10 protein-coding genes and 1 other RNA gene are annotated in these 18,751 nt (G+C 41.0%); 9 read left to right on the forward strand and 2 right to left on the reverse strand.

The window, feature by feature from the left end; all coding sequences use genetic code 11:
• Positions 1-5 precede the first annotated feature (5 nt).
• The 5 genes from DXB58_RS25345 (at position 6) to DXB58_RS25365 (ending at position 10,890) form a co-directional block, all read left to right on the forward strand.
• The gene (locus DXB58_RS25345; protein ID WP_122138658.1) at positions 6-1,355 is read left to right on the forward strand and encodes a hypothetical protein; all 1,350 of its coding nucleotides are present in this window, start codon (positions 6-8) and stop codon (positions 1,353-1,355) included.
• A gap of 12 nt (positions 1,356-1,367) precedes the next feature.
• On the forward strand, positions 1,368-4,460 hold the full coding sequence (locus DXB58_RS25350; RefSeq protein ID WP_122138659.1) for a TonB-dependent receptor: 3,093 nt from the start codon (positions 1,368-1,370) through the stop codon (positions 4,458-4,460).
• 12 nt (positions 4,461-4,472) lie between these two features.
• Positions 4,473-5,984 (forward strand): RagB/SusD family nutrient uptake outer membrane protein, encoded by a 1,512-nt coding sequence (locus tag DXB58_RS25355; RefSeq protein WP_122138660.1) that lies wholly within the window; start codon positions 4,473-4,475, stop codon positions 5,982-5,984.
• Positions 5,985-6,030: 46 nt separating this feature from the next.
• A complete protein-coding gene (locus DXB58_RS25360) occupies positions 6,031-8,373 on the forward strand; it encodes a beta-galactosidase (protein ID WP_122138661.1) in 2,343 nt (780 codons plus the stop codon).
• Positions 8,374-8,463: 90 nt separating this feature from the next.
• On the forward strand, positions 8,464-10,890 hold the full coding sequence (locus tag DXB58_RS25365) for a hypothetical protein (protein ID WP_369907208.1): 2,427 nt from the start codon (positions 8,464-8,466) through the stop codon (positions 10,888-10,890).
• A gap of 154 nt (positions 10,891-11,044) precedes the next feature.
• Here DXB58_RS25365 and DXB58_RS25370 read toward each other — a convergent pair whose 3' ends face one another.
• The gene (locus DXB58_RS25370) at positions 11,045-12,226 is read right to left on the reverse strand and encodes a lactonase family protein (RefSeq protein WP_122138666.1); all 1,182 of its coding nucleotides are present in this window, start codon (positions 12,224-12,226) and stop codon (positions 11,045-11,047) included.
• Positions 12,227-12,409: 183 nt separating this feature from the next.
• On the opposite strand from DXB58_RS25370, the gene ssrA reads away from it, so the two are divergent.
• Positions 12,410-12,806: a transfer-messenger RNA gene (gene ssrA / locus DXB58_RS25375) on the forward strand.
• Positions 12,807-12,872: 66 nt separating this feature from the next.
• On the opposite strand, the gene DXB58_RS25380 is transcribed toward ssrA, so the two are convergent.
• Positions 12,873-14,303 (reverse strand): DUF4419 domain-containing protein, encoded by a 1,431-nt coding sequence (locus DXB58_RS25380; RefSeq protein ID WP_122138663.1) that lies wholly within the window; start codon positions 14,301-14,303, stop codon positions 12,873-12,875.
• 215 nt (positions 14,304-14,518) lie between these two features.
• On the opposite strand from DXB58_RS25380, the gene dinB reads away from it, so the two are divergent.
• The 3 genes from dinB (at position 14,519) to DXB58_RS25395 (ending at position 18,632) form a co-directional block, all read left to right on the forward strand.
• Complete coding sequence (gene dinB, locus DXB58_RS25385; protein WP_122138664.1) at positions 14,519-15,610, forward strand: DNA polymerase IV; 1,092 nt, start codon at positions 14,519-14,521, stop codon at positions 15,608-15,610.
• A 326-nt stretch (positions 15,611-15,936) separates the two neighbouring features.
• Positions 15,937-17,871, forward strand: a complete 1,935-nt coding sequence (locus DXB58_RS25390; protein WP_122138667.1) for a heparinase II/III family protein — start codon at positions 15,937-15,939, stop codon at positions 17,869-17,871.
• 59 nt (positions 17,872-17,930) lie between these two features.
• Positions 17,931-18,632 (forward strand): DUF4627 domain-containing protein, encoded by a 702-nt coding sequence (locus DXB58_RS25395; RefSeq protein WP_122138665.1) that lies wholly within the window; start codon positions 17,931-17,933, stop codon positions 18,630-18,632.
• The last annotated feature ends 119 nt before the right edge of the window (positions 18,633-18,751 follow it).

Consider the following 18,751-nt stretch of genomic DNA (forward strand, 5'->3'; position numbering starts at 1 on the left):
ATACCATGAAGAACGTTTTAAAAACAATCGGAAAACTATATCTATTGCTGACGCTCGTTTGTTTGGCTGTTGGCTGTGAGGATGATAAGGAAGATGTGGCTCCCGGTCTTTATGTGGCAAATGAAGAGATAGAAACATTTCCCGGTGATACGGTACTAGTGTCGGGAACGGCTTCTAACTATGCCGGATTGGCAAGCATTACATTGAGTTGTGAAAGTTGGGGGATACATAAGGCCTATGATTTGAATGGACAGAAACCAAAAGTATTTAACTATGATTATCGGCTGATTGTACCGAAAACTGCTACTTTTGAAGAGCATCTGTTAATTACAATTCGTGACGTGAACGGATGGGAAACAAAGAAGAATGTTCTATTGACTTATATTGCGGATATGGAAAGTCCGGTTATGCAAACACAGCTTCCGGCACGAATTGCGGTGGACTTTAATACTGCTACCAATAAGGGAAGTTGGAATCTGAATATGAAGTTTACGGATGACCGTGAACTAAAGAACATCCGTTTGCAAATACCCGGTATGCAAATTGACGAGACTGTGGAAGTTAGCGGGCGTAGTGGAGAATTGAAACGTACTATTGATTTTACTACCGGAGAGTTTCCGGTTACTTTAACTGTTACGGATGCAGGTGGCAATGAAACGGTTGTCAATACTACGGTAGTTGTAATGTTGGCAGAGGAAGAAGACCCGATTCAGGATTATGCACAGATGTATATTGTTAATGCTGATGAGAATCCGAATGATTATGTGAATGGCTATTATCGTTATATGGATCGAAAAGGTGAATATCAATACGAAGGAAAATTCTATGCTCCGACTGACAATGCACAGGTTTACTTTGTACCGACAAAATCGATGGAAGGAGATTTGTATGGAACCAGCCCTTATGTTAGCAGCAAACTGATGAATAAGAATGGTTATGTAGTTCCAGTTGTGCTTCCGAAAAAAGGCTATTACAGTGTTTGGATTGATTTGAAAGCTCATACATATAGTTATTGGAATATGGATATTCCGTCGGGTACTTGCACCGAACCTTTATGGATGTCGGGCACAGGTTTTAGTTTTGCTGATTGGGGAGCTTCAGATCAGATGACACAGACGGATACTTATCGTTATGAAGTGGAAACGTCCGTCTTGGGCGATTATGCCGGTGACCGTCAATATTACTTCTATACGAGTGGCTGGGCGCGGGTATTCCGTGCAGATGCAGCGGGCAACTGGTGGTTTGAAGCAGCAACGGGTAGTTGCATTACTTACAAAACTGATTATGCAGGTAAAGTGAAAGCCACCTTTGATACAGCTGCACTGTGGGCGACAATCAAGAAAGTAACAGAATAAAATGAAACAAGTATGGAAAAATATATTCAACTAGTAAAAAAGGCGGGACTTATGCTGTCCTTCCTGTTGATGACTACTTCACTGATAGCACAAGGTATTCAGGTGAAAGGGGTAGTGAAAGATCCGGCTGGTGAAGTAATCATTGGGGCGAGTGTAGTAGTGAAAGGTACTACTAATGGCTCTATCACTGATTTGAATGGTCATTTTAATCTTTCGGATGTACCTTCGGGAGCAGTGATAACTGTTTCTTATATCGGTTATATTTCTCAAGAGAAGAAAGTAACCACTGCTCCAATGGAATTTACATTGAAAGAAGATAATAAGACATTGGATGAAATTGTGGTAGTCGGTTACGGTACAGCTAAAAAAAGCAGTATCTCCGGTGCGGTAGCTTCTGTAAAAGCAGATGAACTACCAACAGCTGCCTCTGCTTCGGTCGGTTCTATGTTGCGTGGACGTTCATCAGGAATGAACATCACACAAAACAGTGCCAATCCGGGAGCATCAATGAATATATCCATTCGAGGGGGTCTCTCCGGGCAGACTCCGTTGATTGTGATTGATGGTGTACCGCAGGCTTCTTCCAAGACCGTGACAGCGGGTACAGCTTATAGTGGAGGGGAGAAAGATAATGCTCTGATTAACCTTAACCCTAATGATATTGAGACAATTGATATTCTGAAAGATGCTTCTGCTGCTGCAATTTACGGTTCGGATGCTTCGGGTGGTGTAATCCTGATTACTACCAAACGAGGAAAAACGGGTAAGCCTGACATCTCCTATTCAGGTTCGGTTGCTTTTCAGTATATTAAAGATGCACCGGATTTCTTGAATGCACGTGATTTCATGATTGAACAGAATAAAGTGTTTGATGAACTGGGACGTGGGGATGAAAAGAAATATACCGATAGACAGATTGCAAATTTTGTAGGCGATGGTACGGACTGGATGGATGAGGTAACTCGTGTCGGTATTGTAAACGAACACAATCTTTCGGTATCTGCCGGTACGGATGCTACAAAATATCTCTTCTCATTGAGCTATTACGACCATCAGGGAATTGCTAAAAATAATTCGATGAATCGCATAACGGGTCGTTTGAATGTAGATCAGACTATTAATCGTCTGCTGAAAGCTGGTATTAATTCTACTTTCTCTCAAATAAAGTATCACGATGTGCCATTGGGTAATGAACGGCAAGATAATTCGGCATTGATTTATTCGGCTATGACGTTTATTCCTACTGTACCGGTATACGATGAAGATGGAAAATATTCGGTTAATCCGATTCGCGATATTTATCCGAATCCGGTTTCATTATTGGATATAACTGACCAGACTGTGAGCCGTGACCTGTTTGTCAGTGGTTATCTGGAATTCAGACCGATTAAGGATTTGTTGCTGAAAGCTACGGTCGGCTTTGATATGAAAGATGTGCAGGCGGATCAATATATTCCCACTACGACAAAAAAGGGATATAGTATGGACGGACAAGCTTCCAAACAGAATGCCAAATCACAGATGAACCTGTTTAATGCCATTGCCAATTATACCAAAGTCTTTAATGAGATTCATGATGTAAATCTGATGGCTGGTTTTGAATATAAGAAATCTTCTTGGGAAGGAATGGGCATTGTAGCTTCCCAGTTTCCTTATGACGGCTCGTTGATGAACAATATAGGAACAAGCGAACAGGAAAAGCCGGCTATAAGTTCGTATAAAGGAGCCAGTGAAATGGCTTCGTTCATCGCGCGTTTGAACTATTCACTAGCATCCAAGTATATTCTGACTGTCAATCTCCGTGTAGATGGCTCGTCTAATTTCTCGAAGGAGCATCAGTGGGGAGCTTTTCCGGGAGTATCTGCAGCCTGGCGTATGAATGAAGAAAGCTGGATGAAGAATATCAGTTGGTTGAGTAATCTGAAACTGCGTGCCGGTATGGGGCAAACAGGTAATGCCGGTAATTTGACAGGTATCAATACCTATTATAAGGTATCTCAAGGTGCATTTGCGCCCAACGGGAGTCTGGTAAATGGTATGGCTATCTCCAAATTAGGTAATGACAAGCTGAAATGGGAGACATTGACCGACTATAACTTGGGTATTGATTTCGGTTTCTTCAATAACCGATTGTCCGGCTCTATCGACTTGTATCAGCGCCTTCGTAAAGATGTCATTATGTCTAAAAGCTTGATGTCTTATCATGAAGTGAAGACGATAGACTATAATTCGGCTACTGTTTATCGTGCCCGTGGTATTGACATTGGTATTCATAGTGTAAATTTCGACAATAAGAACTTTGGATGGACCACTGATATTAATTTCTCTTATTATCGTAATCATACTACAAAACGTGACCCTGATTTTATTCCTGCCGTTTATCAAGATTATGTGGAAGAATGGAATAATATTTATGGATACAAAACGAACGGTCTGATTCAAATGGATCAATCTTATAAACATTTACAGAAATCCGGTGCCGGAGCTATTCTTTATCAGGACTTGTATGGATATAAGCTTGATGAGAATGGAGAAAAAATGCGTGATAGTGAAGGTCGTTATATCCGGATTGCGGGTGAAGACGGAATTTTGGATGATGCGGACATTGTGGTACTGGCAAATAATACACCGATTCCTTTCAGTATTAACAATACATTCCGCTGGAAGAATTGGGATGCTAACATTTACCTGTATGGTTCTTTGAATGGATGGAAAGTGAACGATATTAAGTTACAGTCTATTTATGGTATTGAAGATATTACGTATGGCGTCAATGTCTTGAAAGAAGTGAAGAATCGTTGGTCACCTGCCAATCCTATGGGCACATTGCCGGGAGTGGCTGAAGCTTCTTCGGGTGTGAATCCCAGTAAGAGCGATTTCTTCCTTGAGAAGGCGTGGTATTTGCGTTTAGATAACGTATCTATCGGCTATACTTTCCCTGCTCAATGGTTTAAGAATAAAATTCGTTCAGTCAGACTGTATGCTGCAGGGCGTAATCTTGCCGTGTTTACTCCTTATAAAGGGATGGACCCTGAAACAGGAAACGGTATTGGAGCTTACCCGAATCAGTCCTCATTTGCTATTGGTTTGGATGTGAAATTCTAAAATATAATAGGTATGAAAACAATGAAATATATAGCAACAGCCTTGATGCTGTTTTCAATGACTTCCTGTGAATTGGAACGTCTGGATTATACCGAGATTTCTCCGGAGAATTTCTTTAAGACGGAGACTGATTTGAAACTGGCAGTCAACTCGCTTTACTATGATTTTAACCCCGGGGATTTTAAATCTGTTTATTCTGCAGATTATTCCGGTTATCAGATTATTGGAGATATGACAACTGATGTACTTTGGTCTTGCTGGGCATGGGAGTCGGATGAATTATATTTCCAACAATGGTATGCCACAGTAGGAGGCAGTATCCAAGATCATGCTTATTCGAATTTCGAACGCTACAATTTCCTTTCGAAAGCACGGAATACTATTCGCCGTATTGAGAATTCTCTGGTAAGTGAGGAGGCTAAAACTCTTTATTCCGGTGAAGCGAAGGCTTTGCGAGGTTGGATGGGACTTTATCTTTATGATATGTTTGGCCCTGTACCCGTAGCTCCGGATGAAGTGTTGGATGATCCGCAAACATTTGTTTACTTACCTCGTCTGACGGAAGAGGAGTATGATACGATGATGGAAACAGACCTGCGGGATGCGATTCGGGATTTACCAGAAGTGGCTGAAGCACGCGGTCGTATGACTAAAGGTGCTGCCCGTATGATTTTGTTGAAGTATTACATGATAAAAGGCTATTTTGAAAAGGCGGAAATTCTAGCTCGTGAATTGATGGAGATGGAGGGACGTGTATATAGTTTGCAACCTGATTATAATTATGTTTTTTCTAAGGAGGGAATAGGCAATAATGAGGTCATCTTACAATTGGCTTGTAATAGTACTGCCAGTTGGTACTCAAACTATATGACGGCCGAGGTGCTTCCTGCCGATTATCCTTGGGCAGAGAAGGCAACAGGTTGGGGCGGTTATGTGATGCCTTGGGATTTTTATGGTACTTTTGAGGAAGGTGATTCACGTTTAAAGAATGTAGTGACGGGTTATACAAATAAGAAGGGGGAGAAGATCGACCGTACAAACAGTAGTCAGTTGGCTAAAGGTGCATTACCTCTGAAATATGGGATGGACCCGGATATGAAAGATGCGCAAAGTGGTGTTGATGTGGTTATTTATCGTTATTCGGATGTATTGCTTACGCTTGCCGAATGTATCAACCGCAATGAAGGTTCTCCTACAACAGAGGCGATTGGTCTCGTGAATCGTGTTCGTAATCGTGCAGGCTTGTCTGCTTTGGATGATTCACAAACGGCTTCAAAAGAAACGTTCAATGAGGCTTTACTTTTAGAACGCGGACATGAATTTTATCTCGAAGGTCTTCGCCGGCAGGATCTTGTTCGCTTTGGAAAATATGTCGAATATGCCAATGCACGCATTGATGCAATTAACAGGTCCGAGGGCAGGGGATACTTTAATGTGCATGAAGGACACAATCGTTTCTGGATTCCGCAGAGTTTCATTGATGAATCTAAGGGGGCTATCAAGCAAAATAATTATGATAGATAATCATAAACAAAAAATGAATGAATTGTAAATAATGAATATATAGACTATGAAAAGTATTATATTAACATCAGCACTTTGTGCAATGACGGCAACTGTTATGGCTCAACAGGTATATGAGCTTTCAGCACCCGTAAAGGAAAAAGTGATCTATACAGGCCATCTGAAGTTGGGCGGAACCCGTCCCGGAGGCGGCAGCATTGACGTGAATAGTTATTATATGTCTATGGATGGTAAACCTGTCATTCCGGTGATGGGGGAATTCCATTATAGCCGTTATCCCCATGAACAATGGGAAGAAGAAATTCTGAAGATGAAAGCCGGAGGAATAAACGTACTTCCGACCTATATATTCTGGAGCTTGCATGAAGAGCAGGAAGGAGTTTTTAATTGGAGTGGAAATCTGGATATACGCAGGTTCTTTGAACTGTGTAAAAAGCATGATATGAATGTGATTGTCCGCATCGGGCCTTTTGGTCACGGGGAAATACGTAATGGCGCTTTGCCTGACTGGCTTTTTGCGAAACCATTGGAAGTTCGTTCAAATGACGAAAATTATTTGTTTTATGCTAAACGCCTTTATGAAGAAATAGCCAAGCAACTTGAAGGACTTTATTATAAAGACGGTGGTCCTATTATCGGTACACAAATAGAGAATGAACATCAACACTCGGCTGCCCCATGGGGAGTGAATTATCCGGGTGAACCGTTGGATATGACTACTGCGACCTACGATTCCTCAATTACTATGATTGGTGTTAGTGTACAGGACAAGAAAATCACGACTGCCGAACTGGGTGATCTGCACATGAAAACACTTAAGCAAATGGCGGAAGATGCTGGTATTATCACTCCAATCTATACAGCTACCGGATGGGGAAATGCTGCTGTTATCGGTAATGAGGCGATTCCTGTGACTGCAGCTTACACCTATCCGTTCTGGGCTGAACCTCAGATGTCTCCTTTCTGTATGTTTAAGGATATTCAAAAAAATCCGGATTATGCGCCGGTTCGTTATGACACGGATAAATTTCCTTCTTTCTGTGCGGAGATGGGAGCGGGGATTCAGATGATCTACAAACGTCGTCCTATTGTTACGGCAAAAGCTGCCGAGGCTTTAATGGTACGTACGTTGGGTAGTGGAGCTAACGGTATTGGTTATTATATGTATCATGGTGGTTCCACTCCGAAAATGATTGGCGGTGTGGCTTCGTTCAATGATGAACCGATGGGGATGCCGAAAGTTTCTTATGATTTTCAGGCTCCATTGGGAGAGTTTGGTTTGGAACACGAATCCTATCGCACTCTTCGCCTATTACATTCTTTTCTTGCTGACTTTGCAGATCGTCTGGCCCCAATGGAAACTGTTTTACCTGAAGGTTATGAGAAAATTACTCCGGATAATCGTGAAACTTTGCGTTATGCAGCTCGTATGAAAGCTGGTTCCGGTTTCGTTTTCATGGTTAACTTTCAAGATCACGATACTGCACGTATTGACCAGAAAGATTTGCAGCTTCGCTTGAAACTGGATAATGAAACGATACAGATTCCGGCTAAGGGAAGTTTTACTTTACCGAAAGACGAGAGTGTAATTTTACCTTTCAATTTCCTTATGGAAGATGCTCTGTTGAAGTATGCTACGGCTCAACTTCTGATGAAGATTGATGATAACGGTAAAGAACACTATTTCTTCTTTACTCCCGATGGCATGAATACAGAATATGTATTTGATAAGGCAACTGTGCGTGGAAAGAATCAGTTTGCTCCTGTTCCCGGACTGAAGAGCACTTTTAGTATCCGTACTAAAGCAGGTAAGGAAGTAAAAATCACTACTCTTACCCGTGAGCAGGCGTTGAATAGCTGCAAGATAGATGGAAAGTTGCTTATAACCGAAGCAACAGTTCTTCCGGGCAGTGGAGAAGTACAGTTGTTAAGTCTTGGCAATAATAGGTTTGAGTATGTGCTTTATCCGTCTAAACAAGGTTTCAAACCATATATAAAAGAAGTGGAAATAGTGAAACCTGACTTTTCTTATAAGAAAGTAGGTGCCCGTCGTTTGACTGTACGTTTTGACGATAAGATGCAAGCTCCCCAAGTGCAGGAATATTTCCTGCGTCTCAATTATACAGGAGATGTGGCAATGGCCTTTATGAATGGAACTTTGGTACTCGACCATTTCTATCATGGTGCTCCATGGACTATTGGGTTAAAGCGCTTTTCACAACAGATGAAAAAAGAAGATTTGAGCTTTTACTTCCGCCCGTTGCGTTCGGATGCTCCTTTTTTAATTGACTTGCCTAAAGAAGCAATACCCGACTTTTCGAAAGGAGCGGTTTGTACGATCAATCATGTGGAAGTGGTACCTGAATATATTACAACGATAAAATTCTAAACGATAAATAAGATGATAAAACGAATACTTTTCATTTTACTTTGTTCTCTGGGTTATCTTTGTCAGATAGGGGCGCAGGAATTGGTATATATGGATTCTTCAGGGGTTATTCGCTGGAAAAAGAATAAACAGGAGGTCGCTCTGTTCGGAGCCAACTACTGTCTCCCTTCTGCCTGTGATTTCCGGGCGGCAGATTATGTTGGCGGTGATAGGAAACAGATGGTTGTAGAAGATTTGGATCATTTTAAAAGAATGAATTGGGATGCTTTACGCCTATGCTTTTGGGGAGACTTTCAGAATACCGACCGACTGGGTAATTTACAGGAGAATGAGCATTTGGAACTGTTTGACTATCTTATTGCGGAAGCGTGCAAACGAGATATTTATATGCTGTTAAGTCCTATTGTCACTTATGATTCTCAATGGCCGGAAATGAGAGATACTACAAATACGGGTTTGGCTAAATATTATCCTAAAACTACGCTTATTCATGATGAAAATGCTGTTTGTGCACAGGAGAATTATATGAAGCAGCTGCTTAATCATCGTAACCCTTACACGGGGCGTTGTTTGAAAGATGAACCGAATATTTTATTTGTTGAGTTAATCAATGAGCCTACCCAATTTCCGGAAGATATTCCCGGTATGGTGTGCTATATAAATCGGATGTGTAAAGCCATCCGTAGTACCGGTTGCAAGAAGTTGACTTTCTATAATGTCAGTCAGGACTTCCGGGTATCTCCTGCTATCAAGAAATCGGATATACAAGGCTCTACTTATGCTTGGTATCCGAGTGCGCTCAATAATAATCATTCTATAGAAGGAAATGGCTTGTTATTTGTCGACCGCTATGAGCAGATGCTTCATCCTGATTTGAAGGGGAAAGCAAAGTTAGTCTATGAATTTGATGCTACTGATATGGCTTCCGGTTTTATGTATCCGGCTATGGTGCGGGAATATCGTCGTGGAGGTATTCAGTTTGCTGCGTTATTCTCTTATGATATGCTGCGTACTACTCCAATGAATCTGGGTTGGCAGACACATTTCTTTAATATGGTCTTTACTCCTTCAAAGGCAGTGAGCGGGATGATTGCAGCCGAAGTCATGCGTCGCGTCCCTCGTGGCAAGCATTTTGGATATTATCCGGACAATAGGACATTTGGAGATTTTCGGGTGAGTTATGACGAACGGTTGAGTGAAATAAATTCAGGAGATTTGTTTTATTATTCAAATACGACGACTACACAGCCTAAAGATTTGAAAGCATTAAAGCATATTGCCGGAGTCGGTTCTTCTCCGGTAGTCCATTATTCAGGGACAGGTATTTATTTTCTCGACAAACAGGATAATAATAACTGGCAATTGGAAGTGTATCCGGATATTATGGATGTGAATGATCCTTTCAAGATGTTGAATAAGCATAGAGTATCAAGAAAATCGGCTTATAATGAGCGGGCTATAAAAATACAACTTCCCGGCTTCGAAATAGAGACGACTATCTTACCGGGAAAATATTTGGTTAAAGAAGGAAAATTAGTCAGTAAGGAAGAACTCCCTGCCAAAGATTTCTACCAGATTCCCATGAAAGAATGGAAGATTGCAAACCATACTTGGTCGGAATTTACTTCTGATAAAGAGATCACATTCTGTTGTGAAGTCTTTGGACCAAAGCGCCCTAAGCAGGTAGATGTATACCTGATGTTGAAGCCTTGGGGCTGTAAACGAATACCGATGACGGCAGAAGATGGCTTTTATTATAAAGCTCAAGTGGATTTAAGCTGGCTTGCAAAAGGTAATTATGAATATCACTTTGGGGTGGATGCGGGTGAGGATACATTATTATTTCCGGCGAAGACGTATTGTACGCCCGAACGGTGGGATTATTATGAACAGGCTACTTATGCAATGCGTCTGGTGAATGAAACTACTCCTTTGTCTCTGTTGGGAGCACAGGATAACTGGAAACATATCCGCCGTACGCGTACATTCAGAAGTCCCGAATCACAATTCAGTCCGGTTGTTTCAGGCACGGAGCTGACGCCTGCTTTTCAACTTTCTGTTCCTGATTTGGAGAAAAAGGATGATTATACTGCTCCTTGTGATGTGACTTTCTCTCACTATATTGGTGGGCGGATAGCTTGGCGGAGTAAAAGTAAAACAGCTCCTTCTTATATCCGTATTCGTGCTTATGGGGTAAATAATACAGATAAAGCCATTTGTAATTTGGTAGATAGAGAAGGACGAGGGTATGGCGCGGTCTTCAATTTGAAGGATGAAGTTTCGGATATCTTAATACCTGTATCTGAACTTATACCGACGAAAGCAGCTATGTTACCTCAAGACTGGCCCGGAGTTAATCCTTATTGGTATCCGGCTTCTGCACAAAATAATAATGGTGTCGCATTAGATTGGAGAATTATTGACTTTGTTCAGATTTCGCTTCGAGAGGAACTTTACGATGTGGAGAATCAGAAGAATAAGGGGATTGTTGTAGAAAAGATAGATTTATTGTTTTAATAATAGTTAGTTGAGATGCGAATCTCCCTTTGAGAACATATACGCTTTCTTTTGTTGTGTTTGGTCTCATCGGGAGATTTGATTTGTATAGGAGAGCAGATTCAGAGTCGCAATAATGGCGGAGACAGTAACTTTATGGATTAGTTATAATAAGTTATGGAACAAACCGTATGCAAACCGGTTTGTCTATTTTAATATCCCGGTGCACGTCCGTTAGCAATCCCGTATCTGGGTCTCTTTCATAAACTTGTATCACATTGCTATCTCTGCAAGCGACTAACAGGTATTTACCGTTAGGCGTGATGATGAAATTACGCGGATGAATCCCTGTAAGTTGATAGCCTGTTTTCGTTAACATTCCGTTATCCGGATGAATCCGGAAGATAGCGATGCCATCTGCTTTCAAGCGATTACTGGCATATAAGAATTTTCCATCTGGGCTGATATGAATGTCTGCACTTCCTTTGGCTCCCACAGTATCAGCAGTTATCGTTTGCATCTCTTTCAGGTTTCCGTCTTTATATTCAAAAGCAATGACTGTGCCCGATAACTCATTTATCAGATAAGCATAGTTACCGTTTGGGGCAAATGTCAGATGGCGAGGGCCTGAACCGGCTTTTACTTTGTAGGCTGCTGGTTGTCCTTCTTTAAGGAAGCTCTCTTGGTTGGTGATATCTGCATTCGGGTTGATGACATATTTATGTATTTGATCTGTTCCTAAATTATCAGCAAACAGGTATTTTCCATCCGGAGTAATCCGTATACAGTGCAAATGAGATTTTTCCTGCCGTTCCTTGTCTACTCCCGAACCTTCAAACTTCAGGATATCGGAAGCAGGAAGGAGAGAGCCATCCTTGGCAATAGGAAAAACAGAAATACTGCCTCCACTGTAATTGGCAGTCACCACATTCTTACCATTAGTGATAATATAACAAGGGTCTTCCCCTCCAGTCTTTTGTGAGTTTAATAGTTGGAAAGTGCCTTTCTCTTTATCGAAAGCCAATGCATTGGCAGCAGCCCGCTCATCATTAAATTCACTGACTGCATAAACGAATTTTCCGTCAGCGGATGGAACGAGATAAGAAGGATTCTCTATTTCTATTTCACTCAACGGGACAGCAATTCCGTCTTTTTCATTAAAGCGGAAGCTATAGATACCCTTACTGGTTCCTGAAGTGTAAGTACCTACTAACATCGTTAATTCATTTTCCGTAGTACCGGTTGTTTCCATATGAGTCTTTTTTTTAGATGTGCAGCTACTGATACTGATTCCTAATATACAAACAGCAGCGAATGAGTTGAATATAAGTGTTTTAGATAAAAATTTCTTCTTCATAAATAGCATGTTATTGGTTGGTTCTTCATGATGCTTTTTCATTTTAAGTATAAAATAGCTCCGTAAAGATAATGCTTTGATATAATATTTGCTAACGTCTTCTCGTAATTTAGAAAACATTTCCTATCTTTGCACCCTTGGAAAGCGTTCTAAATAATCGCTATTCTGTACGAATAAGAATTTGGGCTTGACTGGATTTGACAGCGGGCAGAAATGGTAGGTAAGCATGCAGTGGGTCGGTAATTTCCACTTAAATATCAGTTATCAAAATTTTATCTGGCGAAACTAATTACGCTCTTGCTGCTTAATCGAATCACAGTAGATTAGCTTAATCCAGGCACTAGGTGCCAGGACGAGACATCACTCGGAAGCTGTTGCTCCGAAGCATTCCGGTTCAGTGGTGCAGTTACATCGGGGATAGTTGGAAGTGGCCTCGCACTTTTGATGAAACTTTAGAGGATAAGGCAGGAATTGATGGCTTTGGTTCTGTTCCTGCACGAAAATTTAGGCAAAGATAAGCATGTAGAAAGCTTATGATTTCCTCGTTTGGACGAGGGTTCGATTCCCTCCAGGTCCACTTTATACTAACATTAGTATCTATAAAGAGAACACTCAACGTTGCAATAGTAACATTGAGTGTTCTTTTTTATGGGGCTATCAATGAATTTATTCCACCTCGCGAGCCATTTATTTTTATATCCGTATCGGGCAATAGCTTTTTAATGCGCTCTATTCCCTCTTTGGTTATCTTTCCATATAGGGTTAACGATTCAATTTTTATCTTTGATATTTCATCCGGTATATCGATCTTATCGATAAACTGGATATCCAACCTTTTTATCTCCTTCAGTTCTAACAAGACAGTAGGAAACTCCTTTACCCTAATGTTAATCCCACTGCCCCAGCCGTTATTTTGTGCATCAGCACTCAACTTGTTTTTTAATCCGTCATTGTTAACGTCTTTCTTTCTGACCATCCAACCAATTTGTGGTCGCAGAGCAAAATTCTTACTATTTTGCTCCAGTCCGATGAAACCTGCCCAAAATTCTAATGGAGTTTCTTTGACGGCATCAGTATATACTTCCTGATACTTTACATCTACCTTCACTATTTCATCGGGGAGACAATTTCTGCCTTCAAGTTGTTTCAGATTATTTCTTCTTCCTTCCTTGTCATAAGGGAAAAATTTAACAATCCATCCATCAATAATATTCGGAGCGCCGTATTGCTTCTGTGAATGATATTTGAACATATTGCGCCAAAAGCTTTTGTCCACCTGGCCTTTGGAGGCTTTGACAAATTCTTCCAGAAGAGGTTCCAGTTCGGAAATCCACCATTCGAGTTTATATTCTTTCAAGCTTCTGGCTTTGTGCAGTAGTTTTTCCCAGTCCTCCGGCGTTCCTTCGAGGGTTATTTCAGGTATTCCACAGACAATGCGTATGATTATAAACTCAAAGTATGGCTTCACAGCTTCCATGATTGTTATTTCAGAAGCAACTTTCTCTAAGGAAGTGGTTGTTGAAAAATTACAGGTGAGCAATTCAGTCAGATGGTTACCGACATGTTCTGATATTTGTTTTGTGAATTGAGGAAAGATCTCTTCCCATGAAAAAGTTGGGTCTTCCAGTTTCTTGTCTGCTCTTACAATTAAGGACAGTTTGCCGGAGAAATCAACGAGATCATTTCTCATTGATTCCTGATTGGCATTTATATGTCGTGCAAATCCTTGGCTGATTAGTAGCCAAATCATGTCTGGGGACAGAACAAATGGTCTGTGATCTGCATAAGCCTGATACATACCGTTGAAAAAAGAATTAGTTCCAAAGGATACCAGACTGTCGGGAGATTGGCTCTTTGCAATGATATGATAAGGTATTTCGATATTCTTCTCTTTTATTTCATAAGGCTCTATGTCCATGTATGATAATATAAGACTTTTATAAATGTCGTCTTGGGAGTCCAAATCGAGTAATTCTTCAGGTTTTGAGAGCCTTTCAACTTTAAAAGTGATTCCATTTTGAGCAAATATGGGAACACTGCAAGATATTATTAATAAACCAAATAATATGTTTTTCATAATCTTAAATGATTGTATGGTGGCATAAACTTATCAGGTATGTCTATGCTTTTCATAGACGATATGCAAATATAACATTATAAGAAGTAGATTAAACAGGATATTGAATGTTTTTTGACTTATATCTATAAAAAACATAAGCGTATTATTTCTTGAGCCGATAAGCGGGGATTATTCGGGAATTTGTAGTAAGTTTGCTCTGCTAATCCTAAAGAATGACGCAGAGAAAGATTATACATATCGACATGGATGCCTTCTATGCCTCTGTAGAACAGCGTGATAATCCTGAACTTCGTGGCAAACCTTTAGCAGTAGGTCATGCTGAAGAGAGGGGAGTTGTGGCTGCTGCCAGCTATGAAGCCCGGCGTTATGGTGTTCGTTCGGCCATGTCCTCCCAAAAGGCGAAACGCCTTTGTCCCCAACTCATTTTCGTATCCGGCAGGATGGACGTTTATAAATCCGTTTCCCGCCAGATACATGAGATTTTCCACGAATATACAGACCTCATCGAACCTCTGTCTCTGGATGAGGCTTTCCTGGATGTTACTGAAAACAAGAAAGATATTTCCCTGGCTGTGGATATAGCCAAGGAAATAAAGCAGAAGATTCGCGAGCAACTCAACCTTGTTGCATCTGCCGGAGTTTCTTATAATAAATTTTTAGCTAAAATAGCTTCGGACTATCGCAAACCGGACGGCCTATGTACTATTCACCCGGAACAAGCTCTTGATTTCATCGCCCGTCTTCCTATTGAATCTTTCTGGGGAGTGGGACCTGTGACTGCCAAGAAGATGCATTTACTGGGTATCCACAACGGACTTCAACTACGGAAATGTTCTCTTGAAATGCTGACAGGTCATTTTGGAAAAGCAGGTACACTGTATTATGAATGTTCGAGAGGAATTGACGAACGTCCTGTCGAAGCAATTCGTATCCGTAAATCTATCGGCTGTGAACGTACATTGGAACGGGATATTTCGGCCCGTTCATCGGTCATAATCGAATTATATCACGTTGCAGTAGAGCTGATTGAACGTCTTCAGCGAAAAGACTTCAAGGGAAACACACTTACCTTGAAAATCAAGTTTCATGATTTTAGCCAGATCACCCGAAGCCTTACTCAATCGCAGGAACTAACTACCTTAGACCGTGTACTCCCACTTGCCAAGGAACTGCTTAAAAGTGTGGAATATGAACAACATCCGATCCGGCTCATCGGGCTTTCTGTCTCCAATCCAAAAGAAGAAGCCGATGAGCAACATGGTGTTTGGGAACAGTTGAGTTTTGAATTTAGCGATTGGGATTAAGGTCTGAAATACGGGAAGAGAACTGAATGTCAAAATAGAGCCTTTATTTGGAATAAACAGAGGCTCTATTTTCCTCAAACAGAGCCTCTGTTTTGCTAAAATGGCACCTCTGTTTTCTTGGAACGAAATCTCTGTATTTTTGAGATGAAATCTCTGTTTAGATATGAGTGAAATCGATTATTCTATAACCTAAAAGCTTGAAATGAAGCAATTATGAGTATAAATTTTGAAGTATGTACTTTTTTGTCATTAGGTTCGTATGATTTACTCACCTCATTTTTTATCAGATACACTATCTTTGCAATACTTAAATGAATGAAAATACCATGACTCAAATGAAACATTTGCTTTGTGTTTTTCTGGTAGCAGCTTTGGGAAGTCTTTCTTTCAAGGCAAACGCATATACCGAACGCAATATGCTGCAGAAAGCGGCAGACGAAACTACGTTGAAAAACGTGTTGGTAATGAAACAGGCTTGGGTGCCTTACCCTGCTTATACAGATCGCGCCGCTTGGGACTCGTTGATGGGCCCTAATAAACAGCGCCTCATCGAAGCTGGTGAAAAACTCCTCGACTATAAATGGCAACTGATACCTGCCACTGCTTATTTGGAGTACGAACGTAGCGGTAACCGGAAAGTGATGGAAGTTCCTTATGACGCCAACCGCCAGGCACTTAACACCTTGATGCTCGCCGAACTGGCCGAAGGAAAAGGACGCTTCATCGACCAACTACTGAACGGAGCATATATGAGCTGTGAAATGAATTCATGGGTTTTATCCGCACACTTACCTCGCCAGAGCAGCAAACGTTCACTGCCCGATTTCCGCGAACAAATTATTGACCTCGGTTCAGGCGGATATGGAGCTTTAATGGCTTGGGTGCACTATTTCTTCCGTAAACCATTCGACAAAATCAATCCCGTGGTATCTTTACAGATGCGTAAAGCAATCAAAGAACGTATTCTCGATCCATATATGAACGACGATGAAATGTGGTGGATGGCTTTTAACTGGAAACCGGGGGAAATCATCAACAACTGGAATCCCTGGTGTAACTCGAATGCCCTGCAATGTTTCTTCCTGATGGAGAACAATAAAGACAAGTTGGCAAAAGCCGTTTACCGCTCTATGCAATCAGTCGACAAATTTATCAATTTCGTGAAGTCCGACGGTGCCTGTGAAGAAGGTACATCCTACTGGGGACATGCTGCCGGCAAACTCTATGACTATTTGCAGATACTCTCCGAGGGCACAGGTGGAAAACTGTCTCTGTTCAATGAGCCGATGATTCGCCGGATGGGAGAATATATGTCCCGCTCATACGTGGGCAATGGCTGGGTGGTGAACTTTGCTGATGCATCGGCACAAGGAGGGGGTGATCCCTTATTAATTTATCGTTTTGGTAAAGCTGTAAACAGCGATGAAATGATGCATTTTGCCGCTTACCTGCTGAATGGGAGAAAGCCGTATGCTACCATGGGCAACGATGCTTTCCGTTCTCTCCAGTCTCTGCTTTGCTGTAATGAACTCGCAAAAGCAACTCCGAAACACGATATGCCGGATGTAACCTGGTATCCCGAAACAGAGTTCTGCTATATGAAGAACAAGAATGGTATGTTCGTTGCCGCTAAAGGCGGATTTAATAACGAAAGTCATAATCACAATGATGTAGGAACTTTCTCTCTATACGTGAATACGATTCCCGTGATTATTGATGCCGGTGTAGGTACCTATACCAAACAGACGTTCGGTAAAGACCGCTATACTATCTGGACCATGCAAAGCAATTATCACAATTTGCCGATGATTAACGGAGTACCGCAGAAATTCGGCCAGGAGTATAAAGCGACAAACACAGTTTGTAATGAGAAGAAACGTACGTTCTCTACTGATATAGCTACTGCTTATCCGGCAGAGGCGAAAGTGAAAAGTTGGATTCGCTCTTACGCACTTGATAATAATAAATTAATTATCGGTGATAGTTACACATTGAATGAGGTTATTGCTCCTAATCAATTGAATTTCTTAACCTGGGGCAATGTTACTTTCCCATCTGAAGGAAAAATTCGAATCGAAGTGAAAGGACAAAAGGTGGAAATGACCTATCCGTCACAATTTAAAGCAGAACTGGAAACAATCAAATTAGATGACCCGCGCCTGTCTAACGTATGGGGCAAGGAGATTTACCGCATCACACTAAAGACAGAAGAAAAGAAAGCGACTGGTAAATATGAATTTGTGATCCAACAAGTGAAGTAAGATGAAGTAGATTTTTTAAGCAAGAAAAAATAAAGTATAAACAATTAAATCACAGTAAGATGAAAAAAGTATTATTTGCCGGCCTTTTGGTCATTGCAGGAGTAAGTGTAAGTGCACAGAACCTGATAAAGAATGAAAAATTTGCCACTGAAGTGAAGACTAAAGTGACTAACGCTAACAAAGCAACTGCAGGAGAGTGGTTTATCATGAATAATGAAGCTGATGGAGCTACTACTATTGCTTGGGAACAAACAGGAGATGCTAAATATCCGAATGCGATGAAATTGGACAACTCCGGTGCCGACAAGAATATCTCTTGGTATAAGGCTTTCCTGGGACAACGTATTACCGATGGTTTGGAAAAAGGTGTTTATGTTCTTACTTTCTATGCAAAAGCTAAAGAAGCAGGTACTCCGGTAGGTGTATACATCAAACAGACCAATGAAGAAAAGAACGATAATGGTAAGTACAATACTACTTTTTTCATGCGTAGAGACTACGATGCAGATGCTCAACCAAATGCTTCTGGCGCACAGTACAACTTTAAAGTTAAAGATGCTGATAAATGGACTAAAGTAGTGGTTTACTATGATATGGGACAAGTAGTTAATGCAATTAGCAGTAAGAAAGCAAATGCTGACTTGGAAGTTTCTGATACTGACGATGATGCTGCTATTCTGAAGGATTGTTATCTGGCTATTCTTTCACAAAACAAAGGCGGCGTTGTAGAAATCAGCGACGTGACATTGAGAAAGAAATAAAAACTAAAGGGGTTAATATATAGTAGGTTTACAAAAAAACAGGGCAATGGAGTAGTGATACTTCGTTGCCCTGTTTCTTTGTACGCTCGGCATGAGCATTATCTAACGGGTGTAAGTCC

Origin of the sequence: Bacteroides sp. OM05-10AA, assembly GCF_003439055.1 — a bacterium.
GTDB lineage: Bacteria > Bacteroidota > Bacteroidia > Bacteroidales > Bacteroidaceae > Bacteroides > Bacteroides intestinigallinarum.

Coding starts and splice junctions, on each gene's coding strand:
- DXB58_RS25380 (WP_122138663.1), bottom strand. CDS start 14,303: ATGAAAAACATATTATTTGGTTTATTAATAATATCTTGCAGTGTTCCC.
- DXB58_RS25395 (WP_122138665.1), top strand. CDS start 17,931: ATGAAAAAAGTATTATTTGCCGGCCTTTTGGTCATTGCAGGAGTAAGT.
- DXB58_RS25390 (WP_122138667.1), top strand. CDS start 15,937: ATGACTCAAATGAAACATTTGCTTTGTGTTTTTCTGGTAGCAGCTTTG.
- dinB (WP_122138664.1), top strand. CDS start 14,519: ATGACGCAGAGAAAGATTATACATATCGACATGGATGCCTTCTATGCC.
- DXB58_RS25345 (WP_122138658.1), top strand. CDS start 6: ATGAAGAACGTTTTAAAAACAATCGGAAAACTATATCTATTGCTGACG.
- DXB58_RS25360 (WP_122138661.1), top strand. CDS start 6,031: ATGAAAAGTATTATATTAACATCAGCACTTTGTGCAATGACGGCAACT.
- DXB58_RS25365 (WP_369907208.1), top strand. CDS start 8,464: ATGGATTCTTCAGGGGTTATTCGCTGGAAAAAGAATAAACAGGAGGTC.
- DXB58_RS25350 (WP_122138659.1), top strand. CDS start 1,368: ATGGAAAAATATATTCAACTAGTAAAAAAGGCGGGACTTATGCTGTCC.
- DXB58_RS25355 (WP_122138660.1), top strand. CDS start 4,473: ATGAAAACAATGAAATATATAGCAACAGCCTTGATGCTGTTTTCAATG.
- DXB58_RS25370 (WP_122138666.1), bottom strand. CDS start 12,226: ATGAAGAAGAAATTTTTATCTAAAACACTTATATTCAACTCATTCGCT.